The organism is Streptomyces sp. NBC_00846 (genome assembly GCF_045207325.1).
Taxonomy (GTDB): Bacteria; Actinomycetota; Actinomycetes; order Streptomycetales; family Streptomycetaceae; genus Streptomyces.
The window spans coordinates 5,315,797-5,341,905 of record NZ_CP108846.1; the positions used below are offsets into that span (position 1 = coordinate 5,315,797).

21 protein-coding genes and 1 pseudogene are annotated in these 26,109 nt (G+C 70.2%); 11 read left to right on the plus strand and 11 right to left on the minus strand.

Going from position 1 to position 26,109, the window contains the following annotated elements; genetic code table 11:
* Positions 1 to 18: 18 nt before the first annotated feature.
* Positions 19 to 648, minus strand: a complete 630-nt coding sequence (locus OG936_RS24615) for a TetR/AcrR family transcriptional regulator (RefSeq protein WP_406497489.1) — start codon at positions 646 to 648, stop codon at positions 19 to 21.
* A gap of 318 nt (positions 649 to 966) precedes the next feature.
* Between OG936_RS24615 and OG936_RS24620 the strand changes: the two genes are divergently transcribed.
* The 4 genes from OG936_RS24620 (at position 967) to OG936_RS24635 (ending at position 5,187) form a co-directional block, all read left to right on the plus strand.
* The gene (locus OG936_RS24620) at positions 967 to 1,947 is read left to right on the plus strand and encodes a tetratricopeptide repeat protein (RefSeq protein WP_406497490.1); all 981 of its coding nucleotides are present in this window, start codon (positions 967 to 969) and stop codon (positions 1,945 to 1,947) included.
* Positions 1,948 to 2,561: 614 nt separating this feature from the next.
* Positions 2,562 to 3,203, plus strand: coding sequence for a DUF6230 family protein (locus OG936_RS24625; protein ID WP_406497492.1), 642 nt, complete (start codon positions 2,562 to 2,564; stop codon positions 3,201 to 3,203).
* A gap of 93 nt (positions 3,204 to 3,296) precedes the next feature.
* Positions 3,297 to 3,866, plus strand: coding sequence for a DUF6114 domain-containing protein (locus OG936_RS24630; protein ID WP_406497494.1), 570 nt, complete (start codon positions 3,297 to 3,299; stop codon positions 3,864 to 3,866).
* Positions 3,856 to 5,187: a hypothetical protein gene (locus tag OG936_RS24635; RefSeq protein ID WP_406497495.1), complete on the plus strand. Its 1,332-nt coding sequence runs from the start codon at positions 3,856 to 3,858 to the stop codon at positions 5,185 to 5,187. Before OG936_RS24630 ends, OG936_RS24635 begins: the two co-directional genes overlap by 11 nt.
* Positions 5,188 to 5,292: 105 nt before the next feature.
* Here OG936_RS24635 and pyk read toward each other — a convergent pair whose 3' ends face one another.
* The 3 genes from pyk to pta form a co-directional block, all read right to left on the minus strand.
* Entirely contained in the window at positions 5,293 to 6,723 is a 1,431-nt protein-coding gene (pyk, locus tag OG936_RS24640; RefSeq protein ID WP_406497497.1) for a pyruvate kinase, read from the minus strand.
* A gap of 74 nt (positions 6,724 to 6,797) precedes the next feature.
* The gene (locus OG936_RS24645; protein WP_406497498.1) at positions 6,798 to 8,048 is read right to left on the minus strand and encodes an acetate kinase; all 1,251 of its coding nucleotides are present in this window, start codon (positions 8,046 to 8,048) and stop codon (positions 6,798 to 6,800) included.
* 4 nt (positions 8,049 to 8,052) lie between these two features.
* Positions 8,053 to 10,125: a phosphate acetyltransferase gene (gene pta, locus OG936_RS24650; RefSeq protein WP_406497500.1), complete on the minus strand. Its 2,073-nt coding sequence runs from the start codon at positions 10,123 to 10,125 to the stop codon at positions 8,053 to 8,055.
* A gap of 376 nt (positions 10,126 to 10,501) precedes the next feature.
* On the opposite strand from pta, the gene OG936_RS24655 reads away from it, so the two are divergent.
* Positions 10,502 to 11,527, plus strand: coding sequence for an ATP-dependent 6-phosphofructokinase (locus OG936_RS24655; RefSeq protein WP_266748657.1), 1,026 nt, complete (start codon positions 10,502 to 10,504; stop codon positions 11,525 to 11,527).
* A 375-nt stretch (positions 11,528 to 11,902) separates the two neighbouring features.
* On the opposite strand, the gene OG936_RS24660 is transcribed toward OG936_RS24655, so the two are convergent.
* From OG936_RS24660 to OG936_RS24670, 3 genes are all read right to left on the minus strand, one after another.
* Positions 11,903 to 12,541, minus strand: coding sequence for a helix-turn-helix domain-containing protein (locus OG936_RS24660; protein WP_406500591.1), 639 nt, complete (start codon positions 12,539 to 12,541; stop codon positions 11,903 to 11,905).
* A 177-nt stretch (positions 12,542 to 12,718) separates the two neighbouring features.
* Entirely contained in the window at positions 12,719 to 13,393 is a 675-nt protein-coding gene (locus OG936_RS24665) for a response regulator (RefSeq protein ID WP_383751032.1), read from the minus strand.
* Complete coding sequence (locus OG936_RS24670) at positions 13,390 to 15,126, minus strand: ATP-binding protein (RefSeq protein ID WP_406497502.1); 1,737 nt, start codon at positions 15,124 to 15,126, stop codon at positions 13,390 to 13,392. The genes OG936_RS24665 and OG936_RS24670 overlap by 4 nt, the downstream gene beginning before the upstream one ends.
* A gap of 130 nt (positions 15,127 to 15,256) precedes the next feature.
* On the opposite strand from OG936_RS24670, the gene OG936_RS24675 reads away from it, so the two are divergent.
* The 3 genes from OG936_RS24675 to OG936_RS24685 all read left to right on the plus strand — a co-directional run bounded on the left by OG936_RS24675 (position 15,257) and on the right by OG936_RS24685 (position 18,397).
* Entirely contained in the window at positions 15,257 to 16,627 is a 1,371-nt protein-coding gene (locus tag OG936_RS24675; RefSeq protein ID WP_406497504.1) for a cation:dicarboxylate symporter family transporter, read from the plus strand.
* A gap of 208 nt (positions 16,628 to 16,835) precedes the next feature.
* The gene (locus OG936_RS24680) at positions 16,836 to 17,243 is read left to right on the plus strand and encodes a YciI family protein (RefSeq protein ID WP_406497506.1); all 408 of its coding nucleotides are present in this window, start codon (positions 16,836 to 16,838) and stop codon (positions 17,241 to 17,243) included.
* Between the two features lie 8 nt (positions 17,244 to 17,251).
* Complete coding sequence (locus tag OG936_RS24685) at positions 17,252 to 18,397, plus strand: RNA polymerase sigma factor (protein ID WP_406500592.1); 1,146 nt, start codon at positions 17,252 to 17,254, stop codon at positions 18,395 to 18,397.
* A gap of 91 nt (positions 18,398 to 18,488) precedes the next feature.
* Here OG936_RS24685 and sigJ read toward each other — a convergent pair whose 3' ends face one another.
* Positions 18,489 to 19,430: an RNA polymerase sigma factor SigJ gene (sigJ, locus tag OG936_RS24690; RefSeq protein ID WP_406497507.1), complete on the minus strand. Its 942-nt coding sequence runs from the start codon at positions 19,428 to 19,430 to the stop codon at positions 18,489 to 18,491.
* Between the two features lie 185 nt (positions 19,431 to 19,615).
* Between sigJ and OG936_RS24695 the strand changes: the two genes are divergently transcribed.
* On the plus strand, positions 19,616 to 20,026 hold the full coding sequence (locus tag OG936_RS24695) for a hypothetical protein (RefSeq protein WP_406497509.1): 411 nt from the start codon (positions 19,616 to 19,618) through the stop codon (positions 20,024 to 20,026).
* Between the two features lie 68 nt (positions 20,027 to 20,094).
* Here the strand turns inward: OG936_RS24695 and OG936_RS24700 are convergent.
* Together OG936_RS24700 and OG936_RS24705 are read right to left on the minus strand one after the other, a co-directional pair.
* A pseudogene (locus OG936_RS24700) lies at positions 20,095 to 20,992 on the minus strand (aldo/keto reductase).
* 178 nt (positions 20,993 to 21,170) lie between these two features.
* Positions 21,171 to 22,262, minus strand: a complete 1,092-nt coding sequence (locus tag OG936_RS24705) for a MarR family transcriptional regulator (RefSeq protein ID WP_406497510.1) — start codon at positions 22,260 to 22,262, stop codon at positions 21,171 to 21,173.
* Between the two features lie 461 nt (positions 22,263 to 22,723).
* On the opposite strand from OG936_RS24705, the gene OG936_RS24710 reads away from it, so the two are divergent.
* A complete protein-coding gene (locus OG936_RS24710; RefSeq protein WP_406497512.1) occupies positions 22,724 to 23,956 on the plus strand; it encodes a helix-turn-helix domain-containing protein in 1,233 nt (410 codons plus the stop codon).
* Positions 23,957 to 24,050: 94 nt separating this feature from the next.
* Positions 24,051 to 24,281, plus strand: coding sequence for a hypothetical protein (locus OG936_RS24715; protein WP_406497514.1), 231 nt, complete (start codon positions 24,051 to 24,053; stop codon positions 24,279 to 24,281).
* Between the two features lie 407 nt (positions 24,282 to 24,688).
* On the opposite strand, the gene OG936_RS24720 is transcribed toward OG936_RS24715, so the two are convergent.
* Entirely contained in the window at positions 24,689 to 26,107 is a 1,419-nt protein-coding gene (locus OG936_RS24720; RefSeq protein ID WP_406500594.1) for a serine/threonine-protein kinase, read from the minus strand.
* Between the last annotated feature and the right edge of the window lie 2 nt (positions 26,108 to 26,109).

Consider the following 26,109-nt stretch of genomic DNA (forward strand, 5'->3'; position numbering starts at 1 on the left):
CGGCAGCGGCCCGCCCCGTCACGCGGAGGCCGCCGCCCCCAGCCCCGCGAGCAGCAGCACGGTGAAGCGCCGGGCCCAGTCCGCGTCGATGGGCTCGGCGCTCACCAGGGCCCGGTGCACGACCGCGCCGGCGATCACATCGAAGATCAGATCGGCGGTCGTCGCCGCCCGCTTCTCGTCCTGCTCGACGGGCAACTCCCCGCGCTCCTGGGCCCGTTGACGCCCCTGGAGCACCAGTCGCTTCTGCCGGTACACGATCGAGTCGCGGATCCGGGTCCGCAGCGCCTCGTCGCGCGTCGACACCGCGACCACCGCCATCAGCGCCGTCCGGGCCTCCGGCCGCTCCAGCAGCGCGGCGAACTGCAGCACCACCGCCTGCACATCGGCCGACAGGCTGCCCAGATCGGGCAGTTCCAGCTCGTCGAAGAGAACCGCGACGGCATCCACGACCAGTTCGTTCTTGCCCGCCCAGCGCCGGTACAGGGTCGTCTTGGCGACACCCGCCCGCGTCGCCACATCCCCCATCGTCAGCTTCGACCAGCCGAGGTCCACCAGGGAGGCTCTGGTCGCCTCCAGGATCGCTTCATCGGCCGCGGCGCTGCGCGGGCGTCCCGTTCGAGGGGGTTCGGGGTGGCTGTGGCTCAGCATGCCGTGACCATACCGGTCAGTAAGTAGTGCCGACCGGCCCCGTTCGCCGTGAGACAGATCACCGAACACACTTGCGCGTGAGGGGTGCCGGGCAGTTACGCTACGGGTCGTAGCGTAAGGGCGGCGGTCATCCCGTTCGTTGCGCCACGACCGAACGACAGCCACAGGTACTGGGTGGGGACCCGGCGCCGAACAGGGCCTTTCAGGGGCTCTCGGGCCGCATCCGTCCGGGCACCCCGCACGCCGGCGGGGACTACGGACGGGTGGGGTTCTCGTATCGCTTTCCGTATCGGTGCGCCAAGGGGGGAGGATGTACGTATGCAGCCTAGGAACATGTCCATGAGCGGCGTCGTCGACCTCGCCGCGGTGAAGGCGGCCGGCGAGGCCAAGGTGAAGGCGGAGCAGGCCCGTGCCGAGGCCGCCCGGCAGGGTGGTGGCGGTGCCGTACCGCCGTCCGCCCTGGTGATCGATGTCGATGAGGCGGGCTTCGAGAGCGATGTCCTGCAGCGTTCCACGGAAGTCCCGGTCGTCATCGACTTCTGGGCCGAGTGGTGCGAGCCGTGCAAACAGCTGGGACCGCTCCTGGAGCGGCTGGCCCAGGAATACAACGGCCGCTTCGTGCTGGCCAAGGTCGATGTCGACGCCAACCAGATGCTGATGCAGCAGTTCGGCATCCAGGGTATTCCGGCGGTCTTCGCCGTCGTCGCCGGGCAGGCCCTCCCGCTCTTCCAGGGCGCGGCCCCCGAGGCCCAGATCCGGCAGACGCTGGACCAGTTGATCCAGGTCGCCGAGGAGCGGTTCGGTCTCACCGGGATCGCGGTCGACCAGGACGCGGCCGCCGCCGAGGGAGCCGGTCAGACTCCGGCCGAGGTGCCCGCCGGGCCGTACGACGCCCTGCTCGAAGCAGCCGTACAGGCCCTGGACGCCAGCGACTTCCCCGGTGCCGTCCAGGCGTACAAGAACGTCCTCGCCGAAGACCCGGCCAACACCGAGGCCAAGCTCGGTCTCGCCCAGGCCGAACTGCTCGCCCGGGTCAAGGACATCGACCCGCAGCGGGTCCGCCAGGACGCCGCGGAGAAGCCGGCCGATCTCGCGGCGCAGCTCGCGGCCGCCGATCTGGATCTCGTCGGCGGTCATGTCGAGGATGCCTTCGGGCGGCTCGTCGAGACGGTGCGCCGTAATTTCGGTGACGACCGGGACGCGGCGCGGCTGCGGCTGCTGGAGCTGTTCGAGGTGATCGGCCCCGACGACCCGCGGGTCGTCGCCGCGCGTACGGCGCTGGCGCGCGTCCTGTTCTGACGCGGGTCTTGTTCTGATGTGACAACACGGCCGTGGTACCCCGGGGTGCCACGGCCGTTTTCGCGATCAGGGCGATAAGAGGCGACTTCGCTTTACCAAATCTTGATAAAGGTGTCGCCTGTTACTCGCAGTAAATCACTGCTCGGGATCTGTCCGTATAACGGCCCCGATTCTCCCTTTCGTCCTTCCGTTCGGTGCCACCCTGTGTGGCCGGGTGGTATCACCCGGTCGCGGCTCGGTTATCGGGCCATTACTAGCGAGTAACGAACCCCTTGTGCGGCGGGCGCGAATGCACCACGATCGGCCACGCTCGGTCCAATAACGCCAGCCCGGCTGCCAGTCGGCGCGGCGGCCCTGTTGGGTCCCCACCGAGTGGGTCGGCGGCAGTGGTGCCGACTCCGGACAGGGGGGTTCCTGCCGACCGGCAGGGCCTGTCCGATCAGGTTGCGCGATTGCGTGGCCAGTGGTTGTCGCTCGGGGGTGATCGCCGGTGATTCGGACGCGGTTCCTGCCTCCGTACGCGGGCGCTCTCCTTGCCGAGGACGTAGCACTTCTCCCATCCCAGGACGGGCCAGGCCCGGACCGGAGATGTACGTCCGAGAAGGAGGAAAAATATGAGTTCCCAAGTTCGTGGCGGCACCAGATGGAAGCGCTTCGCTCTGGTCATGGTGCCGAGCGTCGTCGCGACCGCGGCGGTGGGTGTCGGTCTCGCGCAGGGTGCCCTCGCGGCGTCCTTCAGCGTGTCCGGCCAGAGCTTCAAGGTGCATGCGGACAAGCTCGTCGGCCATGACTTCGTCCAGTACGGCAGCGTCGCCGCCGGCAAGGACCTCAAGGGTGATGGCGCGGTGCACGCCGTGGCCGTGTCCGGCTTCAGTGACGCCACGATCACCAACATGTGCCAGTCGGTGGTCACTCCGAACCTTCCGTTCGGCCTCGGCAATGTCACGCTGCGGCTGAACGCGGGTACGAACCCGAAGAAGCCGGTCAGGGCGACCAATCTGTACCTGGACGTCGCCGAGCTCGACGCCGACGCGTACTTCAAGAACATCGACATCGGTGTGGCGGCCGGCTCCGTCGGCAAGCCCGGCATCCAGTCCGGCACCGAGGAGGCCGTCAACCCGAACGGCTTCGCGCAGCGCGCCGAGACGGCCGTGCTGAAGGACGTGAAGCAGAGGGCGTGGGCGACCACCGCGGGCACCTTCAGGCTCAGCAACCTGAGCCTGCGGCTGCACAGCGGCGTCAAGGAGTGCTACTAGCACCCGCCCGGGTGGCCGGAGCACCCCCAAGGGTCTCCGGCCGCCCATCTTTTCACTTCTCACAGCAGTACCGGTTGCAGGGAGCTGTTTTCCATGAGCCCCGAGTCCACAGGGCAGAACGAGCACTACCTCCGCGTCTTCTGGCGAGGATTCCGCACCTGGCGGGGTAACCGGCCGTTCTGGGCGGGCCTGTTCACCATGGTGGGTGGTCTACCCATCGCGTACTTCCCGTACGCCAACATGCACCTCGGCAACGTCACGCTGGCGATGTCCACGACCGCCGGTGCCGGATCTCTGATCATCGGGATCCTGCTGGTCACGCTGGGCCTCACGATGTGGTTCCACCACATCGTGAGAGTGTTCGCCGGAGTCGCCGCGATCCTGCTGGCGCTGGTATCCATACCGGTCGCCAACATCGGCGGGTTCCTGGTCGGCTTCGTGTTCTCCCTGCTCGGTGGAGCGCTCTCCATCTCCTGGGCACCGGGCGAGCCGAAGCCCGACCCTGTGGATGCCGGTGCGGAAGGCCAGATGTCCAAGGACGCCTGGCCCGGGGCACAGGAGCCCGAACCCGAGTTCCACAGCACGGCAGCGGTGTCCCAGCAGCAGCCGGCGCAGTACGACACGACAGTCGAGGCCGACGGCGGGAGGAACAGTGCGGGGTGACGAGACGCAGCTGAACGCGACCGGGGAGGACCTCCGGACGAGAAGCGGACCGCGCCACGCGGCCCCCAGGAAGTCACTGCTGACGAAGCTGCACATACCCGCGGGCAAGGCCTTCGCCCTCGCCGCGATGCCGACGGCCGTCTTCGTGGGCATGGGGCTCACCCCCAAGCTGGCGCTGGCCGACGACAGCACGGACATCCCGTTCGCGCCCGGTCCCTGTGTGACCCGCTCCGACGAGCCGAGCGAGTCGCCCTCCCCGTCCGCGTCGGAGACGAAGTCGCCCTCCGCGTCCCCGTCCCCGTCCGCCTCCGAGTCCGGTGACAAGGGCGACGCGGCGACGCCGAAGCCCTCGGCCACCCCGTCGGCGAGCGAGACCGTCGAGGCCGAACCCAAGTCCGTCGAGGCCGAGCCCAAGTCCGTCGAGGCCGAGCCCAAGTCCGCCCAGGCGCCCGCCGCCGCGCCGAGTGCCTCGCCCACCCCCACGAAGTCGACGAACCCGCTCGACCCGCTGGGTGTCGGCGACGCGCTCAGGGACCTCTTCGACGGACCGGCCAAGGAGACGGCGAGTCCGTCCCCGAGCACCACCACGGCGTCCCCGAAGCCGTCGGAGAGCGACGTGGCCAAGCCCGTCGAGAAGGCCGTCGAGAAGGCCGTCGAGAAGCCCGTCGAGAAGGCGACGGACGCCGCGAAGGAGACGGCCGACAAGACCGCCGCCGCCATCCGCGACGCGGCGGAGAAGGCCGGCAAGCCGGTCGAGGAGCTCGACGAGAGCGTCAAGGGTCTCGAAGCCAAGAAGGACGAGGACATCCCGGACGGCGCCAAGGAGCGCTTCCCGTGTCCGACCCCCGACCCCGAGGCGCTGGCCGCGGCCGATCTGGAGCAGGGCATCCCGCTGCTGCCGAACGAGCCGTGGATCCTGGAGAGTTCGATGCTGACCCTGGCCGGCCTCGACTACAAGGGCATCGTCGAGGTGAAGAAGGGCGACGGCACCACGAAGAAGGTGCTGAAGTTCACGGCCAAGACCGTCGACATCAAGGACCTCCACCAGCTGACGGTCGGTCCGGCCGGCACGACGGGCCATGTCCAGGCGCGGAAGGGCTCCACGTCCACCATCCGCAACGGCACGGTGACGATGTACACGGAGGAGCTGAAGGGCAACCTCTTCGGCCTCATCCCGGTAACATTCAGCCCGCAGACTCCGCCGCCGCTGAACGTACCCTTCGCCTTCTTCACCAAGGTCAAGGTGACCCAGGCAGGCCAGTTCGGCGGCTCGCTCATGGTGCCCGGGCTGCACAACTACTTCACCGGCGGCAACGGCTAGTAACTGCCGACACCGGCCCGTTCGGGAGCCGCACAGGACCGTGGGCCGCATTCCTTCCGGATCCGGAAGGAATGCGGCCCACGGTCCTTGTACGTACCGGGCGCGTCAGTCGCGCGCGCCGCCACCGACATGGTGCACCCGCACCATGTTCGTCGTGCCCGGGATGCCGGGGGGCGAGCCGGCCGTGATGACCATCGTGTCGCCCTCGTTGTAGCGGTCGAGCTTCATCAGCTCGCCGTCGACCAGGTCGACCATCGCGTCCGTGTTGTCCACGTGCGGGACGACATGGGCCTCCACGCCCCAGCTCAGGGCGAGTTGGTTGCGGGTGGACTCGTCCGTGGTGAAGGCGAGGATGGGCTGCGCCGCACGGTAGCGGGAGAGACGGCGGGCCGTGTCACCGGACTTGGTGAAGGCGACCAGTGCCTTGCCGTTCAGGAAGTCCGCGATCTCGCAGGCGGCACGGGCCACCGAACCGCCCTGGGTGCGGGGCTTCTTGCCCGGGACCAGCGGCTGGAGGCCCTTGGAGAGCAGCTCCTCCTCGGCGGCGACGACGATCTTCGACATCGTCTTGACCGTCTCGATCGGGTACGCGCCCACGCTGGACTCGGCGGACAGCATGACCGCGTCCGCGCCGTCCAGGATCGCGTTGGCGACGTCGGACGCCTCGGCGCGGGTCGGCCGCGAGTTGGTGATCATCGACTCCATCATCTGGGTCGCCACGATCACCGGCTTGGCGTTCCGCCGGCAGAGCTCCACCAGGCGCTTCTGCACCATCGGGACCTTCTCCAGGGGGTACTCCACGGCCAGGTCGCCACGGGCGACCATCACACCGTCGAACGCCATGACGACGCCCTCCATGTGCTCGACCGCCTGCGGCTTCTCCACCTTGGCGATGACGGGGACCCGGCGGCCCTCCTCGTCCATCACCTTGTGGACGTCCTTGACGTCATTGGCGTCCCGCACGAAGGAGAGCGCCACCAGGTCGCAGCCCATCCGCAGGGCGAACCGCAGGTCGTCGACGTCCTTCTCGGACAGGGCCGGGACATTGACCGCCGCACCGGGCAGGTTGATGCCCTTGTGGTCGGAGATGACGCCGCCCTCGATGACGATCGTCCGGACCCGCGGGCCGTCGATCGCGATGACCTTCAGCTCGACGTTGCCGTCGTTGATCAGGATCGGGTCGCCCTTGGTGACATCGCCGGGCAGGCCCTTGTAGGTCGTGCCGCAGATCGACTTGTCGCCGGGAACGTCCTCCGCGGTGATGGTGAACTCGTCCCCGCGGACCAGCTCGACGGGGCCCTCGGCGAACTTCGCCAGGCGGATCTTCGGGCCCTGGAGGTCGGCGAGCACGCCGACCGCACGACCGGTCTCGGCGGCGGCCTTGCGGACCCGGTCGTATCGGCCCTGGTGCTCCTCGTGGCTGCCGTGACTGAAGTTGAAACGGGCCACGCTCATGCCGGCCTCGATCAGAGCGACGAGCTGCTCATGGGAGTCGACGGCGGGACCGAGTGTGCAGACGATTTTGGAACGGCGCATGAGGCGGATCCTATCGGTTTGTTTCGCTGCGGAATATTCCGTCTGGTGGAAGGTACAAAGGGGCGCGGGGGTGCTCAGTTGTGGACCCGTCCGAGAAGCGCGAAGGTCTGGACCGCGATCTCCAGTTCCTCGTCCGTCGGCACCACGGCGACCGCGACCCGTGCGTAGTCCGGCGAGATCAGCCGCGGTGCGCCGGACCGTACGGCGTTCAGATCCGCGTCCACCACCAGGCCGAGCTCCTCGAGACCGGCGATCGCAGCCTCCCGCACGGGCGCCGAGTTCTCCCCGACACCCGCCGTGAACACCACGGCATCCACCCGCCCGAGGACCGCCGAATAGGCGCCGATGTACTTCTTCAGCCGGTGCACATAGATGTCGAACGCCAGCGCCGCACGCTCGTCTCCCTCGTCGATCCGGCGCCGGATCTCCCGCACGTCGTTGTCACCGCACAGCCCGACCAGGCCGCTCCTCCTGTTCAGCAGCTCGTCGATCTCGTCCGTCGACATCCCCGCCACCCGACGCAGGTGGAAGGTGACGGCCGGATCGATGTCGCCGGAACGCGTGCCCATCACCAGCCCCTCCAGCGGCGTCAGCCCCATCGAGGTCTCCACGCACCGGCCGCCCGCCACCGCCGACGCCGAGGCGCCGTTGCCCAGGTGCAGCACGATGACATTGACCTCCTCGGGCGTACGTCCCAGCAGCTCGGCGGCCTTGCGGGAAACATGCGCGTGCGAGGTGCCGTGGAAGCCGTAGCGCCGGATGTGGTGGGCGTCGGCGGTCTCCACATCGATCGCGTACCTCGCCGCGTACTCCGGCATCGTCGTGTGGAACGCCGTGTCGAAGACCGCCACCTGCGGAAGGTCGGGACGCAGGACCTGTGCGGTACGGATGCCGACGATGTTCGCCGGATTGTGCAGCGGGGCCACCGGGACCAGGCGCTCGATCTCGTCCAGCACCTCGTCGTCGATCATGACGGGCTCGGTGAACCGCAGCCCGCCGTGCACCACCCGGTGACCGATCGCCGCCAGCGCGGGGGAGTCCAGGCCCAGCCCGTCGGCCGCCAGCTCGTCGGCCGCCGCCTTCAGTGCGGCCTCGTGGTCGGCGATCGGACCGATTCGCTCGCGCGGCTCGGCGCCTCCACCGACCAGCGGGGTGTGCACCAGCCGGGAGGTCTCCTCGCCGATCCGCTCGATCAGCCCGACCGCGAGCCGGGAGCGGTCGCTCATGTCCAGCAGCTGGTACTTCACCGACGAGGAGCCGGAGTTGAGGACCAGCACACGGTACGCGCCCGTCGGGGCAGAGCCCTCCGTGGTCGGGGTGGTCATCCGTTCACTCCTCGCCCTGCGCCTGGATCGCCGTAATGGCCACGGTATTGACGATGTCCTGGACGAGCGCACCCCGGGACAGATCGTTGACGGGCTTCCGCAGCCCCTGGAGCACCGGTCCGACGGCCACCGCGCCCGCCGAGCGCTGCACGGCCTTGTAGGTGTTGTTGCCGGTGTTCAGGTCCGGGAAGATCAGCACCGTCGCCCGCCCCGCCACCTCGGAGCCGGGCAGCTTCGTCGCGGCGACGCTCGGCTCCACCGCGGCGTCGTACTGGATCGGGCCCTCGATCATGAGGTCCGGTCTGCTCGCCCGGACCCGGTCCGTCGCCTCGCGCACCTTGTCGACATCGGCGCCCGATCCCGAGGTACCCGTCGAGTACGACAGCATCGCGATCCGCGGCTCCACACCGAACCGGGCGGCGGTGGCGGCCGACTGCACCGCGATGTCCGCGAGCTGCTCCGCGTCCGGGTCCGGGTTCACCGCGCAGTCGCCGTACACCAGGACCTTGTCGGCGAGGCACATGAAGAAGACGGACGACACGATCGAGGCGTCCGCCTTGGTTTTTATGATCTCGAACGCCGGGCGGATCGTCGCCGCGGTGGAGTGCACCGCCCCGGAGACCATGCCGTCGGCGAGCCCCTCCTGGACCATCAGGGTGCCGAAGTAGTTGACGTCCGCGATGACGTCGTATGCCAGCTCCACCGTGACCCCGCGGTGCGCGCGCAGCTGCGCGTACCGCTCGGCGAAGACCTGGCGCAGCTCGGAGGTCTGCGGGTCGATGAGCTGTGTCCCGGCGAGATCGATGCCGAGGTCCGCGGCCTTCTTGCGGATGACGTCGGCGTCGCCGAGGAGGGTCAGGTCGCAGACGTCGCGGCGCAGCAGTACGTCGGCGGCGCGCAGCACCCGTTCCTCGGTGCCCTCCGGCAGGACGACGCGGCGCCGCACGGCGCGGGCCTGCTCCAGCAGCTCGTGCTCGAACATCATCGGGGTGACGCGGCCGCTACGGGCCAGCGAGATCCGTTCCAGCAGCGCGCCGGTGTCCACGTGGCGCTCGAAGAGGCCCAGCGCGGTCTCCGCCTTGCGGGGCGTCCCCGCGTTCAACTTGCCTTCCAGGGCGAAGAGCTGCCCGGCGGTCGGGAAGGAGCCGCCGGCCACGGAGAGGACCGGCGTACCCGGTGCGAGCCGCGCGGCCAGCTGGAGTATCTCCTCGCCGGGGCGTTCGTCCAGGGTCAGCAGCACACCGGCGATGGGCGGGGTCCCGGCGGTGTGCGCGGCCAGCGAACCGACCACCAGATCCGCCCGGTCCCCGGGCGTGACCACCAGACAGCCCGGCGTCAGCGCCTTCAGCATGTTCGGCAGCATCGCCCCGCCGAAGACGAAGTCCAGCGCGTCCCTGGCCAGCCCGGAGTCGTCGCCGAGCAGCACCGTGGCGTCGAGCGACGCGGCGATCTGGGCGACGGTCGGCGCGGAGAGCGCCGCGTCGTCGGGCAGCACCGAACAGGGGACGGGCAGCCGGGCCGCCAGCCGCTCCGCGATGGCGTCGCGGTCCTCGGCCGCCACCCGGTTCACGATCATCGCGAGGACGTCGCAGCCCAGGCCCGCGTACGCCCGGTAGGCATTACGGGTCTCGGCCCGCACGGACTCCGCGGTCTGGCCCGTCCCGCCGACCACAGCGATCACCGAGGCGCCGAACTCATTGGCGAGCCGGGCGTTGAGCGCCAGCTCGTCGGGGAGTTGGGTGGCGGCGAAATCGGTGCCGAGTACCAGCACCACCTCGTACTTCTGGGCCACCCGATGGAAGCGTTCGACGAGCCGGGAGACCAGCTCGTCGGTGCCCTGCTCCGCCTGGAGCGCGGACGCCTCGTGGTAATCCAGGCCGTAGGCCGACTCGGGGTCCTGGGGGAGCCGGTAGCGGGCCCGCAGCAGTTCGAACAGCCGGTCGGGTCCGTCGTGGACGAGCGGCCGGAACACCCCGACCCGGTCCACCTGACGCGTCAGGAGCTCCATGACTCCAAGATCGACGACCTGGCGGCCGTCTCCCCGGTCGATTCCCGTCACGTACACGCTGCGTGTCACGCGTGCTCTCCCGTCCAGACTGTGGTTTGGGATGGTATTGCCATGTTGACGATACCTGCGGGGGCCCGGGCGCCACCCGCCGGGCGAAAGGCCCTGAGCCAGGGGCGTACGGCCTGCCTCGGACCTCACGTTCGCACTCGCCGGAGGGCCTGCCGCAGGCCACGCCGGACCCCTGCCCGGAAGGCCTGTCGCACCCGGCGGAAACCTGTGCGGGGGGATCCGCGGAGCGACGGGGAGCGACGGGGAGCGGTGGTGAGCGCGAGGTCCAGACCTGACGTGGGACAATCGAAGTGGCTCACAGTACGGGGGATTCTCACGGGGGATTCTGTAGTCGTCCCCGAATGGAACGTCACCAGCGAGCAGGAGATACAGCACGATGCGCATCGGAGTTCTCACCGCAGGCGGCGACTGCCCGGGCCTGAACGCAGTGATCCGGTCGGTCGTGCACCGAGCCGTGGTGGGGCACGGGGACGAGGTCATCGGCTTCGAGGACGGGTTCAAGGGACTCCTCGACGGCCACTTCCGCCCCCTCGACCTCAACGCGGTCAGCGGCATCCTCGCCCGCGGCGGCACCATCCTCGGCTCGGCCCGGCTGGAGCGCGACCGGCTGCGCGAGGCCGCCGAGAACTGCGCCGAGCTCAGCCGCCGTTACGGCATGGACGCCCTCATCCCGATCGGCGGCGAAGGCACCCTCACGGCCGCGCGGATGCTGTCGGACGCCGGAATGCCCGTCGTCGGCGTCCCCAAGACCATCGACAACGACATCTCCGCCACCGACCGCACCTTCGGCTTCGACACGGCGGTGGGCGTCGCCACCGAAGCCATAGACCGGCTCAAGACCACCGCCGAATCGCACCAGCGGGTCATGGTCGTCGAGGTGATGGGCCGCCACGCCGGCTGGATCGCGCTGGAGTCCGGAATGGCGGGCGGCGCGCACGGCATCTGCCTCCCCGAGCGCCGTTTCCAGGTCGAGGACCTGGTCAAGATGGTCGAGGAGCGCTTCGCGCGCGGCAAGAAGTTCGCGGTCATCTGCGTCGCCGAGGGCGCGCACCCGGCCGAGGGCTCGATGCCGTACGCCAAGGGCGAGATCGACCAGTACGGTCACGAGCGCTTCCAGGGCATCGGCAACCGGCTGGCCATCGAGCTGGAGACCCGGCTCGGCAAGGAGGCCCGGCCGGTCATTCTCGGCCACGTGCAGCGCGGCGGCACGCCGACCGCGTACGACCGGGTGCTCGCCACCCGCTTCGGCTGGCACGCGGTGGAGGCCGCGCACCGGGGCGACTTCGGCCGGATGACGGCGCTGCGCGGCAACGACATCAAGATGGTTCCGCTCGCCGACGCCATCACCCGGCTCAAGACGGTGCCCGCGGACCGGATGGACGAGGCGGAGTCGGTCTTCTAGTGCCCCTCCCGGCAAGCTTTGCCCCGTCGCGCCGCCCAGCACGCACTCCCCCAAGGCCTTGAGGGCCAGGGGGGACCCCCTTCTGCGTTGGCCAAAAGCCCTGGTAGCTCCTTCCCCAAGCTCTCAACTTCGTTCGAGCAGGGGAGGCCCCATTCAAGGACTTCCGGCCGCCTTGCGATCGCACGCACTGGACGACGCTCCTTCCGGGCAAACATTGCCGGTCGCGGCACTAGCCCCTCCAAGCCCTTGCAGCCCTCCAGCCCCTCCCAGCCCTCCAGCCCCTTCCGGCCCTGACGGGCGCGACGGCTTCGCAGGAGCTGACCGGCGGCCCCGACTGTCCCCGTGGACGTCGGGGTCGCTTGGAAGCCGGGCGGCTCAGACGGTCGTCCCCCGTACCCCCGCCGCCTGCCAGAACCGTTCCACGATCTGGGTCAGGAACGCCCGTCCCGCATCCCCCGACGAACCGGCCCGCTCCGTACCCGTGCTGCTCCAGCTCAGCGTCGACACCATCAGCGCCTGGTAGTCGGTGTACAGCTGTTCCAGTACGTCCTGCAGGAAGCCGCGCTCCAACGGCACCAGCTTCGCCACCGGCCGGACATGGGCCTGCCAGCGTGTCTTCACCGCCGCACGCAACAGGTCGGCGAGCTCCTCCTCCCGGCCGGACACCGTCACGAACCCGGCGGCGGTCAGCCCCAGCACCTCGCTGAGCGCCGCGGACTGGCGTTCGTTGCCGCGCCAGCGCCCCGCCTCCTCCATCCGCAGATACGCGGAGGTGGTCAGCCCCAGCAGACGCGCCAGCTCCTCCACCGCCAGTTCCCGGGCCACCCGGTGCTCGCGCAGGGTGCGCGCGGCGGTGAGCAGCTCACCCGGTGAGCACCACAACACTCCGGCCAGCGCGGTGAGTTCGTACTCGCCGGGGACAGCCAGCCCGCGTTCCCAGGCGACCACCGTCTCGGTGCTGACACGGAGTCCGTACTGCGCTCCGAGACCGTACGAGACATGGCCGGGAAGCATCCCCAGGGCCTCGCGGAGCCGGCGCGCGGCGGGGGCATTGAAGGGCGGAGAGGGGTGCACGGCCCCACCGTAGGAGTCACCATGTGGACTGACTACGGTGTGTTCCACCGATATCACGGCTTGTAGGAACATCTAGGACCTGTCCGGCCCTGGTGCCGCAGGCCCGGGGCCGTACGGTCAGCGCTCCTGGGCCACCCATCGGTAGTGCAGCTCCGGGCGCCCGATCTGACCGTACTGCGGACTGCGCACCGCGCGCCCCACCGTCACCAGATGCTCCAGGTAGCGGCGCGCCGTGATCCGCGAGATGCCCAGCTCCGCCCCGGCGGCGCCTGCCGTCACCCCGTCCGGTGCGGCCCGCAGGACGCGGGTGACGGCCTCCAGCGTCGGACCGCTCAGCCCCTTCGGCAGCCGGGTCGGCTGCGGTGCGCGCAGGACGCCGAGCGCCCGGTCCACCTCGTCCTGGCCGCTCGCCTCGCCGGCCGCCGCGCGGAACTCGGCGTAGCGGACGAGCCGGTCGCGCAGGGTGGCGAAGGTGAACGGCTTCAGCACGTACTGGACGACACCGAGCGAGACGCCCTCCCGGACCACCGCCAGATCACGCGCCGACGTCACCGCGATGACATCGGCCGAGTGCCCGGCCGCGCGCAACGAGCGCAGCAGTTGCAGACCGTGCCCGTCCGGCAGGTACAGATCCAGGAGCAGCAGATCGACCGGCGTACGCTCCAGCGCCCGCACCGCCTCCGCGCGCGAGTGCGCGACCGCGGCCACCGTGAATCCGGGGACACGGCCCACGTACAGCTGATGGGCGTCCGCGGCTACGGGGTCGTCCTCGACGACCAGTACCTGGATCACGCGGTGGCCTCCTTCGTCGTGCGCGTCGTGTGGCCGCCGCCGGCCAGGGGCAGTCGTACCGTGAACTCCGCACCGCCGTCCGGGCCGCGGTCCAGCGCGACCGTCCCGCCGTTGCGGTGCACGGCCTGCTGTACGAGGGCCAGCCCGATGCCCCGGCCCGCTCCGTGCGTCGACCAGCCCCGGTCGAACACCTCGGCGGCGTCGGCCGGATCGATCCCGGCCCCGGTGTCGGCGACCCGCAGCAGCAGCTCGCCCTCTTCGGCGAGCGCGGTGACGGTGACCCGGGCACGGGCGGTCCGGCCCGGCCCGGTCGCTCCCCGCTGAGCGGGCACGGACGCACCGGCCCCCGTACCGGTCGTACCGGCCCCCGCACCGGTCCCCGTTCCCGACGCATCCGTCGCCGCCTCCGAAGTCGCGTCCACCGCGTTGTCGATCAGGTTGCCGAGAATCGTCACCAGGTCCCGGTGCGGCAGCGTCGTGTGCAGGGCGCCGTCGTCGATCAGGCTGTCGTCCGCGAGCACCAGCTCCACACCCCGCTCGTTCGCCTGCGCGGCCTTGCCCAGCAGCAGCGCCGCCAGCACCGGTTCGGCGACCGCGCCCACCACCCGGTCGGTGAGGGTCTGGGCCAGCTCCAGCTCGGCGGTGGCGAAACCGACCGCCTCCTCCGCCCGGTCCAGTTCGATCAGCGAGACGACGGTGTGCAGCCGGTTCGCCGCCTCGTGCGCCTGCGAGCGCAATGCCTGGGTGAACCCCCGCTCGGAGTCCAGCTCCCCGGACAGCGCCTGGAGCTCCGTATGATCGCGCAGCGTCACGACCGTGCCGCGCTGCTCGCCGCCCACCACCGGACGGGTGCTGACCACGATCACCCGGTCCGCCGTCAGATGCAGCTCGTCGACGCGCTCCTCCGACGCGAGCAGCGCACCGGTCAGCCGCGCCGGCAGATCCAGTTCGGCGACCCTGCGTCCGACCGCACCCGGTTCGAGACCGAGCAGCTCCCGGCCCGCGTCGTTGATCAGCGCGATCCTGCGCTGCCCGTCGAGCATCAACAGTCCCTCGCGTACCGCGTACAGCGTGGCCTGGTGGTAGTCGTGCATCCGGCTCAGCTCGGCGGCGTTCATGCCGTGCGTGTGCCGCCGCAGCCGGGCGTTGATCACATACGTGCCGATGCCGCCGAGCGCCAGCGCCCCGCCCGCCGCCAGCCCCAGCGCCCCGAGCTGCGCCCGTACCTGCGAGGAGACCCGGTCGACCGTGATGCCCGCGCTGACCAGGCCGGTGATCCGGCCGCCGTCCCGGACCGGGGTGACGACCCGGATCGAGGGACCGAGCGTGCCGGTGTACGTCTCCGTGAACGTCTCGCCGCGCAGCGCCCGCGCGGTGTGCCCGAGGAACTCCTCCCCGATCCGGTTCGTGTCCGGGTGCGTCCAGCGGACCCGCTGCGGGGACATGATCGTGACGAAGGCGATCCCGGTGTCCGCGCGGACCTTCTCCGCGTACGGCTGGAGCATGGCGGACGGGTCCGGGGTGCGGATCGCCTCCCGTACGGACGGCGAGTCGGCGACCGCCAGCGCCGCCGCCGTGACCTGCCGGGTCGCGGTCTCTTTCGCCTGCCCGCTGCCGGAGACGTAGGCGAAGAACGCGCACCCCGCCACCACGGCTGCGACCAGTACCACCTGCATGGCGAAGAGCTGGCCTGCCAGGCTGCGCGGGCGGGTACGGGGACGGGGGAAACGCATGGCACCAGTCTGCCTGGCCGAAAACATATGAACGAAATGCACGCAACCGTGACCGGCATCACAAGCGGAGGGATAGTCGCCGGGACCCCCAGGGACGGGGGTGCGACCAGGACGAACCGAGGAGACCCCCGTGGGAGTGGCAGCCGCCAAGCGGGACCGTACGCATTATTTGTATCTTGCCGTGATCGCGGCCGTGGGGCTCGGCATCCTCGTGGGCTTCGCGGCTCCGGGCGTCGCCGTCGAACTCAAGCCGATCGGCACCGGGTTCGTGAACCTCATCAAGATGATGATCTCGCCCATCATCTTCTGCACGATCGTGCTGGGCGTCGGATCGGTGCGCAAGGCCGCCAAGGTCGGCGCGGTCGGCGGCCTCGCCCTCGGCTACTTCCTGGCGATGTCGACCGTCGCGCTCGCGATCGGTCTGCTCGTCGGCAACATCCTGGAGCCCGGCCAGGGCCTCCACCTCACCGAAGCCGTGCGCGCGGCCGGTGAGAAGCAGGCGGCGGGCGCCAGCGAGTCCACCGTGGACTTCCTGCTCGGCATCATCCCGACGACGATGGTCTCCGCCTTCACCAGCGGTGAGGTGCTGCAGACCCTGCTCGTCGCCCTCCTTGCGGGCTTCGCGCTCCAGGCCATGGGCTCGGCGGGCGAGCCGGTCCTGCGCGGCATCGGGCACATACAGCGCCTCGTCTTCCGCATCCTCGCCATGATCATGTGGGTGGCCCCGGTCGGCGCGTTCGGCGCGATGGCGGCGGTGGTCGGCGAGACCGGTGTCGACGCGCTGAAGTCGCTCGCGATCATCATGGTCGGCTTCTACGTCACCTGTGCGATCTTCGTCTTCGTGGTGCTCGGCACGATTCTGCGACTGGTCGCCGGGGTCAACCTGCTCTCTCTGCTGAAGTACCTGGGCCGCGAGTTCCTGCTGATCCTCTCCACCTCCTCGTCGGAGTCCGCCCTGCCGCGGCTCATCGCGAAGATGGAGCACCTCGGGGTCAGCAGGCCCGTCGTCGGCATCACCGTGCCGACCGGCTACTCCTTCAACCTCGACGGCACCGCGATCTACCTCACGATGTCCTCGCTCTTCATCGCCAACGCGATGGGCGACCCGCTGAGCGCGAGTGAGCAGATCTCGCTCCTCCTCTTCATGATCGTCGCCTCGAAGGGCGCGGCCGGAGTCACCGGCGCGGGCCTCGCCACCCTCGCGGGCGGCCTCCAGTCGCACCGCCCCGAACTGGTGGACGGCGTCGGCCTGATCGTCGGCATCGACCGCTTCATGAGCGAGGCCCGCGCCATGACGAACTTCGCGGGCAACGCGGTCGCCACCGTCCTGGTCGGCACCTGGACCAAGGAGATCGACAAGGAGCGGGTCGGCCAGGTCCTCTCCGGCGCGCTCCCGTGGAACGACCAGATGCTCAACCAGGAAGCCGACCACGGCGACGGCGCGGGCACCGTTCCGCAGCCGCGGGACAGCTACCAGGAGCCCGCCGCGGCGAAGGCGTAGCCGCCCGGGACCCGGTACCAACGGCAGGGCCGTCGCGGAAGCACCCGCGACGGCCCTGCCGCGTTCTCCTTGCCTTGAGAGGCTGGGGCATACGCCCGAGAAAATTCGGCCGCCGATTTCGCACGGAGATGTCGAGAACCCGTGGCCGGCTCCGTCCTCGCAGTGAACGCGACCAGAATGGGTCGCACCAGCATCGAGGAGAATCACGATGGCCAAGTACTTGCTGCTCAAGCACTACCGCGGCGCCCCGGCTCCGGTCAACGACGTCTGCATGGACCAGTGGACGCCGGAGGAGATCTCGGCGCACGTGCAGTACATGCAGGACTTCGCGGTCCGGCTCGAAGGGACCGGCGAGTTCGTCGACGCTCAGGCGCTCGCCCCCGAGGGGACGTGGGTCCGGTACGACGGCGAGGGGCGCCCGCCGGTCACCGACGGCCCGTTCGCCGAGACCAAGGACCTCATCGCGGGCTGGATGGTGATCGACGTCGACAGTCACGAGCGCGCCGTCGAACTGGCCGGGGAACTGTCGGCCGCCCCCGGGGCGGGCGGGAAGCCGATCCACGAGTGGCTCGAGGTGCGCCCGTTCCTGGCCGCGCCGCCCACCATCACGGAGTGACTTCCCAGATGAACGAGGCCCTGCTCCGGAGCCTCACGCCGAGCGTGCTCGGCATCCTCGTCCGCCGCGGAGCCGACTTCGCGGCGGCCGAGGACGCCGTGCAGGACGCGCTGGTCGAGGCGGTCCGCGTCTGGCCGGCCGACCCACCGCAGGACCCGAAGGGCTGGCTGGTCACCGTGGCCTGGCGCCGGTTCCTCGACGCGACCCGGGCGGACACCGCCCGCCGCCGGCGTGAGGACCTCGTCGACGAGGAGCCGGCGCCCGGGCCCGCGCCCGCGGTGGACGACACGCTCCAGCTCTACTTCCTGTGCGCCCACCCGTCGCTGACGCCGTCGTCCGCGGTCGCGCTCACGCTGCGCGCCGTCGGCGGGCTGACCACCCGCCAGATCGCCCGGGCCTACCTGGTGCCCGAGGCGACCATGGCGCAGCGCATCAGCCGGGCCAAGCGCACCGTCTCCGGCGTGAGGTTCGACCAGCCCGGCGACGTCGCCACTGTGCTGCGCGTCCTTTACCTGGTCTTCAACGAGGGCTACTCCGGCGACGTCGACCTCGCCGCCGAGGCCATCCGGCTCACCCGGCAGCTCGCGGCCGCGATCGACCACCCCGAGGTGGCGGGGCTGCTCGCCCTCATGCTGCTCCACCACGCCCGGCGCGCCGCCCGGACCGCGCCCGACGGCAGCCTGGTGCCGCTCGCCGAGCAGGACCGCGGCCGGTGGGACACCGAGTCGATCGCCGAGGGCGTCGAGATCCTGCAGGCGGCCCTCGCCCGCGACCGGCTGGGCGAGTTCCAGGCCCAGGCCGCCATCGCGGCACTCCATGCCGACGCGCCCACTGCCGAGGAGACCGACTGGGTGCAGATCGTCGAGTGGTACGACGAGCTCGCGCGCCTGACCGACAGCCCGGTCGTCCGGCTCAACCGCGCGGTGGCCGTCGGCGAGGCCGACGGGCCGCGCGCCGGCCTGGCGGCGCTCGCGGCGCTGGACGAGTCACTGCCCCGCCACGCCGCGGTGGCGGCGTACCTCCACGAGCGCGACGGCGACCTGGCGACAGCGGCACGGCTGTACGCCGAGGCGGCGCAAAAGGCACCCAACCTCGCCGAACGCGACCACCTGACCCGCCAGGCCGCCCGGCTCAACGCCCGCGGGTGTCGCTGACGGGCCGTGCGGCTCACGCCTTGCCGGCGGGGAAGCTCGGCGGCGACGACAGACGCGCTTCCGGCCGGTCTCGACGGTCGTACGGGCCGCGCTACCTGGTCCACGGCCGGAGCTTCTCGGGGTTGCGCACCGCCCAGATGTGCGTGATCCGGTCGTCCGCGAGGCCGAACGCGGCCACCGTCACGGTGACTCCGCCGTGCTGGGCCACCAGACCGGGCCGGCCGTTGACCGAACGTTCCAGGAGCGTCAGGCCGGGTGCCTTGCCGCCGATCTCGCTGATGTAGCGGGCGATGCGCTCGCCGCCTGCGACCGGGCGGAGCACCGCACCGACCCGGCCGCCGCCGTCGGCGATCATCGTGGCGTCCGGGTCGAGCAGGCCGACGAGGGCGGAGATGTCCTTGGCTTCCCACGCGTGCTTGAAGTCCCTGATGACGCCGGCCTGCCGGGTCGTCGGAGCCACTGGAGCCGCTGCCGCACGGATACGACGGCGGGCCGACGACGCCAGCTGCCGGCACGCCCCCGGCGTGCGGCCGACGATCGCGGCCACTTCGGTGAAGGGGTACCGGAAGACATCGTGCAGGATGAACGCGACCCGCTCGGCCGGGGTCATGGATTCGAGCACAACGAGGAAGGCCATGTCGACCGACTCGTCCAGGGTGACGCGGTCGGCCGGGTCGACCGGTTCACCCCTGCCGCCACCCGGCCGCCCGTTCATCCACTCCGTACGGTCGGGCAGCGGCTCCGGGATCCACTCGCCCACGTAGCTCTCGCGCCGCGCCCGCGCCGAGCCGAGCAGGTCGAGACAGATGCGACCGGCCACCTTCGTCAGCCAGGCACCGGGGGACTCGACGGCCTCCTGCTGCTGCTGGGACATGGCGTACCAGCGGACGTAGGTCTCCTGTACGGCATCCTCGGCCTCGGCCAGGGAGCCGAGGAGCCGGTAGGCGAGATTGATCAGTTGCCGGCGCTCGCTCATGATCGCGCTCAGGCTCGCATCGGGTCGGCCGAGTTCGGGCTCGGATCGGGTGGTCATGGTCTCGACGATTCCCTTGTTCGAGTCTGTTTTCACCATGTTCGACGAGACACCGTGGCGAAAGGCCGGTGCGCGGCCTCACATTCCCGGTGGCTACGTCGTCGGACTGGTGGGACGTCGGGGCGGCAGCCACGAGGAACCACTGTCGACAAGCAGAGTTGAGCAACAGAAGGGATGGGCTCACCATGCCCATAGGGACGACGGCACAGCAGCGCAGCCTCACGTTCATGAGGTTCTTGCGAGCCGCGATCGCCTTGCAGACCGCGGCCATCTTCTTCCAGGCGGTCACCGCCGGGCTGTTGTTGTCCTCGTCGTACGGAGAGACGCTGCACAGTGCCGGGGCGCGTGGGATGTACGCCGCGTCGATGTTGTACGTACTCACCGCGATCCTGGTGTGGCGGCCGGGCGGCGGCTCGCCCAAGTCCATCCTGCACGCGTTCGGGTTCCTGGTCCTCGCGTCGGTGCAGGTGGTCCTGGGCATCGCACATGTGCCGTCCCTGCACGTCCCGTTGGGAGTCCTGATGTTCGGCCTGAGCGTCCTTCGGCTGGGCCAGGTGCTGGCCGGCCGCCGCACTCACGCGAACGCCGCGACCTGACGGCCGGCTGCCGGTCGCGGTGGCCCGGAATTCGGGAAGCCGTGCCTGCGGGTTGCCGGTGGGCGGCGTCAGGTTCCGGCGTGGCTGATCGAGTCGAGGAGCTGGAGTTCTCCCTTCGTCAGCCGCAGTGCGCCCGCCGCCACGTTGTCGACGAGATGCTCAGGATTGCCTGTCCCCGGGATGGCCAGCACATGGTCACCTTGTTGCAGGGTCCATGCCAGGCGTATCTGCGCCGGTGACACGCCGTGTGTGCGGGCGACGGCGCGGACGTGGTCGTGCTCGGCATGGACAGTTCCTGCCTCGTGTCCCTGCCCGGCGACGGAGAAGAACGGCACGAACGCGATGCCGTGTACGGCACATGCGCGGAGCATCCGTTCACCGCTGGGATCGTCGATGCTGTGGCGGTTGGACGCACACCACCGGTGCGATCGCCAGTGCTTGGGACAGGTGCTCGGGGCGGGCATCGGAGATACCGAGCTGACGGACGAGTCCGGCGTCCCGCAGTTCGGCGAGGGCCCCGAAGTGCTCGCTGACGGAGTCCTGGCCCATGATGCGCAGGTTGACCAGGTCGAGGTGGTCGCGGCCGAGTTGGCGCAGGTTCTCCTCGACCTGGCCGCGCAGTTGGTCGGGCCGTGCCGGAGTCGTCCACTCCCCGGCGGCGTCCCGTGCCGGGCCGACTTTGGTGGCGATGACGAGGTCGTTCGGGTACGGCGCGAGGGCCGAGTTGATGAGTTCGTTGGCGGACCGTAGCCGGGAGAAGTAGAACGCCGCCGTGTCGATGTGGTTGACGCCGAGTTCGACGGCGCGACGCACCACGCGCATCGCCCGGCTGCGGTCGCTGGGGATGCCCTGGTGGAAGGGAACGCTGCCGGTCAGACGCATGGCGCCGAAACCCATTCGGTTGACCTCAAGGTCTCCGAGCAGCCACGTGCCCGCCGCTGCCGCAGAGACCGTACCCGACGTCATCTCGTCCATCAGCTCCATTCGATCGGCCATCGCTTCTCGGGCGGTCCGAGGCTCGGCAGTCCTGGAGTATGCGCGGGCGAAAGACGTGACGGGAAGGCATGGAGTGTTGGGGGAATGTCACAGCGTGATCAGGAACCCTGTATACACGCGGGGAGTTGTTACTACCGACGCCTCCTTCTCATGAACTCCCCGTCATGAGCGGAGCCGGGTGAGGTGCGAGGCGTCCGTGAACTGATTCAGCTTGGTGATCGCCCGCCGACGCGTGGGAGTGTCTGGGGCGCTTGAGCATGCCCCGGAGTTCGGCGACGAGGCCGCGGAAGTCGCGTTCGGCGTCGGCTCCGGTGGCCTGCTCGTGTGTGGGGTCCGGGTGGGGTGTGTGGCAGGGGTGGCAGAGGCCGTCGGGGAGTGCTTCGGGGTGTCCGGGGGCGCCGCATTGGGTGCATTCGGCCATGAGGCGGCGGGTGGGGGCGCTTGGTGTGGTGGGTGTTGGGGTGGTGGGCAGGTGGGGTGGGATTTTGTCGTTGAGGCGGCGGCGTACGAAGCCGATGGGGGAGTCGACCTGGGTGGGGAGGCCGGAGGTGAGGGCGTGGGTGAGGTAGTCGGTGTCGACGCCGCGGGTGAACCACTGGGCGGCCAGGGGCTCCAGGGCGGTGCAGTCGGCGGCGGAGAGGGCCAGGCGCGGTTCGAGGCGGCCCAGTTGGGCCAGGGCGAGATACGCGGGCGAGGGGTGCGCCGGGGTTGGTTCGGGGGTTCGCTGCTGGGGGATGGCGGGTACGTAGGCGGGCTCGGCCGGTGTCACGGGGGCCGGGGGCAGGGCCGGGGCCGGAGGCGGCGGCTGGGGAACGGTTGCTTCCTGGGTGGCCCGGTCGTTCTCGGCGTTCAGGAAGGTGCTCCACCATTCGTTGTCGTGGGCGGTGCGGGACCAGAAGGTGCGGGTGACCCAGCGGATCCGGCCTTGGTCTTCGACCCGGCATTGGGCGTGCCGCAGGTGACCGGCCACTCCCAGCGCTCTGAGCGCGCTTCCGATGGCCATCTGTCCGTACAGGGGGATGTGCTTGGCCAGTGACTTGATGTCCATGGCCGCGCCGTCGGGCAGGTGGTCGACGTACCCGGCGATGTGGCGCTCACGCTCGGGCAGCAGCATGAAGTCGTCGGCGTGCGCGGGGCGTTGGTCGGGTGCGGATCGCTTGCCGTAGCCGCGGCCGGCTTTCGCGTACGGGCGCGAGGATGCGGGCGTACACAGGGCAGGGCTAAGGTTCTCGGTAGCCATGAGATCGACCTTCTTTCGATCTTGGGGTGAGACCCCGGCCCGGTGCTTCTAACACCGTGTCGGGGTCGTTTCGTTGGGGGCACCGTAAGCAGCCGCGACAGCGCGCCGCAAGCTGGTCACAATTAGTCGTACTTGCTGGTCGTTACGGGTCGGGGAGGGCGGGGAGGTTTCCCCAACCCCCTTCTTTTACCTACCGGTTGAAGGGCAGCGCTCGAATCCCGGAGCCCGGATCCCGACACCCGGATCCCGAAGCTCAAGCGCCGGGACCGGCCCCTCCCTCGTACCCACGAATGAGTGAACCAGCCGGTCCCGGAGCTCGAACCCCGCCCCTCGAAGCCCGGAGCTCGGGTTCCGAGCCGCCGACAAAACAGGATGTCACTGAATCTGAGGGGCCGTTCCTCGCTGATGGATGAGGCTCTCTCCTCGTCTCAACGGACGTACCCTCAAAGGGAGGTGATCCCATGCCGCTGTCCGAGAACATTCGCAACCTCCGGCGCCGCGCCGGCCTGAGTCAGGAACAGCTCGCCGAGCAGGCGAGCCTGTCCCTGGGGGTAGTTCGAAAGGCCGAGCAGGGCGGAAGTGTGCGGGTCGAGACACTTCACATACTCGCCAGGGCGCTTGGCACCACCACGTCCAGCCTCTTCGAGACCGCGGCTCCCGAGCCGGTCCGTGGGGACGAGGGCGACAGCGTCCGCCTCATGGAACTGCGCCGCGCGCTCATGCCGCCGGTCGGTCTCTCCGAGGTCCTCGTAGAACCCGAAGGGGCAGTCGGCCTCACTTCCATCCGGCGGGACATCGATGACTCGCACACCCTCTACCAAGCCGACCGTTACGACTCCGTCGCGAAGCGCCTGCCGGGCATCCTTCGCGCTGCCGAGGCTGCCGTCGTACTCAGCGAGGCGGGGGAGCCGCGGCAGAGAGCCACCATCGTCAGGGCCAGTGCCTTCCTCCTGACGGGCAAGTACCTCACCCAGGTTCGGCGCTACGACATGGCCTACCACGCCCTGTCGCACGGCATCAGGGATGCGAGGGAGACCGGTCGGACTCTCCTTGCGGCCACCGGGGTCGTCGGAATGGGCTGGCTCCTTCTGCGGCAGGACAGGTTCGACGAAGCCGAGCGCCTCGCCACCGTCACCGCCGCCGAGGTGGAACCGCGCATGTCCAACGCCTTGCCCGGTCAGCTCGCCGTCTGGGGAGAACTGTGTCAGCGCGTAGCCGCTGCGGCGATGCGGAACAACCGTCCCGAGGTTGCCAGGGAAGCCCGGCGCATGACTGCGACCGCAGCCTCGGCCCTGGACGTCGAGCACGTCGACTTCCGGGAGCACTGGACCACCTTTGGGCCCGTCACGGCCGAGATGAAGGCGATCGAGGACCTCTCCCTCGTCGGGGACGCCCGCGGCGTGCTCAGCCGGGCCGATGAGGGGACTCTGAGCCGCAAGGCGCTGAAGAAGTTCGGCCGGCCGAGCGCGAACAACTGGGACCGGCACCGTCTCGACGTCGCAAGGGCCCACGCGATGATCGGCTCCCACCAGGACGCCATGGACGAGCTGAACACCATCAGGAGGGCTTCTCCCGAGTGGCTCAGGCATCAGCAAATGGCCCGCTACATCATGAGTGACATTCTGGCGGGCCGGAAGCGTACCCTCACCGCGGACATGCGTGACATGGCAGTTCACCTGGGCATCGCCGGGTAGTAACTACGGAGCGTGGTGCCTCCTCCTCGGTGGCCGGGAGAGTGCCACGCACCATGCCTGGTTCGACACAATGTGCCCGCATAGCGTCTTCGGCATGGCGAACAACCAACAGACCGGACCCCGTTTCGGGGCGGTGGTCAGGGACACGAAGACCGACCGCTTCGGCGTCGTGATGGGCACCATCGGCGGGCTCATCCAGCTCCGCCCGATCAGCGGCGGACTGTCGTGGGAGGCTGAGCCGGACGGCATCGAGGTGCTCTCCTCGCGCCAGGAGCTGACCGTTCGCCTCGCTGCCCTCAACGCCGAATCCAGGCGCGGAGTATGAGCGGGCCCCGGGCTATCGTGAGGCACGTCCAGTGGACCCTCGCGCCGAACCAGGAGCCGGATGCCGAACCACAGACGTACGCCATGCTGTGCGTCGTCTGCGGAGAGCCCTCCGCTGCGGCGGAAGACTGGGACGCCCCGCAGGGCTGGGCTCTCTCCCACTCGGGGCGTAACCCCTCCCATCACGCGTACCGAGAGCTGATCACCAGGCCCTGGCGAACGTGGATGAATTCCTGACAAGGGTGCAGCACCGACTACCGGACCGCTTCGGCGAGATCTTGGCCGCGTCAGCAGGATGCTGCCGCGACGGCTGTGCGCTGCCACCCGTTCGGGCTTCAGCGGGCCGGGGTGGTGCACGTCGCTGCAGAGGCCGTCGGGGAGTGTTCCGGAGTCCTGGGCAGGAGACCGTCAGCGCGTGAGGTGGGCGCAGGGGGGGAGGGTGGGGCGGTCCTTCGTGCGGACGGCGGGCAGCCAAGCCGTGGCGGGGGCCGCCGCCGCGCCGTCGGTGCGCGGGAGGCGGACACGGAACCAGAGGGTGGAACGCTGGTCCTCCTCGTTGATGATGGGCTCCCCTTCCGGCAGCTGACAGTCGGCGTCGAGGACATCGCCGTGCCAGACGCGGGTGTCCACGACGTTTCCGGCCGTGTAGGACCGCCGCGGGTCGATCGCGAGACCCAGGCTGCACTGCGGGTCACGGTCCGAGCGGTCCTGGCAGCCGCGCTCGGCGTTGAAGACCCGGATCGGGGCGGGGCTCCGCGCGGAATGCTCCCCTCCCGTGCCGGCCCAGAGCACGGCGACCGCCGTCGCGCATCCGGCGACGGCGAGCAGGAGGGCGGAGCGCAGGCGGCGCCGGGCGCGGGACTGCCCGGAGGAGCGGCGTCCGGGCTCGCCTCCGGCCTCGTGGGCCCCGATGCGTTCGAGGAGGCTTCCCGCCGTGTGCGGGGCGCGGGCCTCGTGCGTGGGAGCGAGGCAGTCGGTGGCCACGGCCCGCCAGAACTCCGGGACGGCACCGGCCATCCGTAACGGCGCCCGGCCCTCCGCGTACTGCTGCACGGCCGCACCGCGCGCGGTCGGTATGGCGCCGGGGAAGGGGAAGGCGCCGTGGGCGAACACCTCGTGGATGACGATGCCGAGCGCCCAGATGTCGGCGCTGGGCCGGATCTGGATGCCCCGCTCCCCGAGCGGCTGCCGCCACCGCTCGGGCGGAAGGTAGTCCAGGGTGCCCATCGGGCCCGTCCAGCCGTGGGTGCCGGTCAGTTCGATGGAGAAGCCGAAGTCCGAGAGCCGGACGTCGCCGTCCCGGCCGATGAGGATGTTCTCGGGCTTGAGGTCGGCGTGCACCCAGCCGCTGCGGTGCATGTGGTCCAGGCCCTCGCAGATGCCGGTGACGAGCCTGGCGCCCTCGGCCTCGGTCACCGCGGCGGCGAGCAGTTCGCGCAGGCTGCACCGGGCCCGTTCCATGACGAGGACGATCGCGCCGTCCAGGGACGGCCGGTCCGGGGCGCTGAGGACCAGGAAGTCGAGGATCCGGACGAGCTTCGGATGGTCGGCCCCACGTCTCAGTTCGAGCTCCCGGCGGGCGGCCTCGGCCACGGTGCGCGCCTGGCGGGGTGCGAGTCCGGCGGTCGGCATGACCTTGAGGGCGACCTCGTTCTCGTCCGGCCGTTCCCCGGGCCGGTCAGTCGCCCCGTCCGCCGGCCGCCCTGCGTAGACGGTGGCCCAGCCGCCCGCGCCGATCGGTTCGCCGACGACCCACGGGCCGACCCGGTGGCCCGCGGGCAGGAACTCCGGCTCGCCGCTGTCGGTCAGGGCTGCCTGCATATGCATCG

What these genes read in the sequence shown, in the direction of transcription:
- OG936_RS24615 (WP_406497489.1), bottom strand. Translation starts at nt 648, where the DNA reads ATGCTGAGCCACAGCCACCCCGAACCCCCTCGAACGGGACGCCCGCGC.
- OG936_RS24620 (WP_406497490.1), top strand. Translation starts at nt 967, where the DNA reads ATGCAGCCTAGGAACATGTCCATGAGCGGCGTCGTCGACCTCGCCGCG.
- OG936_RS24625 (WP_406497492.1), top strand. Translation starts at nt 2,562, where the DNA reads ATGAGTTCCCAAGTTCGTGGCGGCACCAGATGGAAGCGCTTCGCTCTG.
- OG936_RS24630 (WP_406497494.1), top strand. Translation starts at nt 3,297, where the DNA reads ATGAGCCCCGAGTCCACAGGGCAGAACGAGCACTACCTCCGCGTCTTC.
- pyk (WP_406497497.1), bottom strand. Translation starts at nt 6,723, where the DNA reads ATGCGCCGTTCCAAAATCGTCTGCACACTCGGTCCCGCCGTCGACTCC.
- OG936_RS24645 (WP_406497498.1), bottom strand. Translation starts at nt 8,048, where the DNA reads ATGACCACCCCGACCACGGAGGGCTCTGCCCCGACGGGCGCGTACCGT.
- OG936_RS24655 (WP_266748657.1), top strand. Translation starts at nt 10,502, where the DNA reads ATGCGCATCGGAGTTCTCACCGCAGGCGGCGACTGCCCGGGCCTGAAC.
- OG936_RS24660 (WP_406500591.1), bottom strand. Translation starts at nt 12,541, where the DNA reads ATGCTTCCCGGCCATGTCTCGTACGGTCTCGGAGCGCAGTACGGACTC.
- OG936_RS24670 (WP_406497502.1), bottom strand. Translation starts at nt 15,126, where the DNA reads ATGCGTTTCCCCCGTCCCCGTACCCGCCCGCGCAGCCTGGCAGGCCAG.
- OG936_RS24680 (WP_406497506.1), top strand. Translation starts at nt 16,836, where the DNA reads ATGGCCAAGTACTTGCTGCTCAAGCACTACCGCGGCGCCCCGGCTCCG.
- OG936_RS24685 (WP_406500592.1), top strand. Translation starts at nt 17,252, where the DNA reads ATGAACGAGGCCCTGCTCCGGAGCCTCACGCCGAGCGTGCTCGGCATC.
- sigJ (WP_406497507.1), bottom strand. Translation starts at nt 19,430, where the DNA reads ATGACCACCCGATCCGAGCCCGAACTCGGCCGACCCGATGCGAGCCTG.
- OG936_RS24695 (WP_406497509.1), top strand. Translation starts at nt 19,616, where the DNA reads ATGCCCATAGGGACGACGGCACAGCAGCGCAGCCTCACGTTCATGAGG.
- OG936_RS24705 (WP_406497510.1), bottom strand. Translation starts at nt 22,262, where the DNA reads ATGGCTACCGAGAACCTTAGCCCTGCCCTGTGTACGCCCGCATCCTCG.
- OG936_RS24710 (WP_406497512.1), top strand. Translation starts at nt 22,724, where the DNA reads ATGCCGCTGTCCGAGAACATTCGCAACCTCCGGCGCCGCGCCGGCCTG.
- OG936_RS24715 (WP_406497514.1), top strand. Translation starts at nt 24,051, where the DNA reads ATGGCGAACAACCAACAGACCGGACCCCGTTTCGGGGCGGTGGTCAGG.
- OG936_RS24720 (WP_406500594.1), bottom strand. Translation starts at nt 26,107, where the DNA reads ATGCATATGCAGGCAGCCCTGACCGACAGCGGCGAGCCGGAGTTCCTG.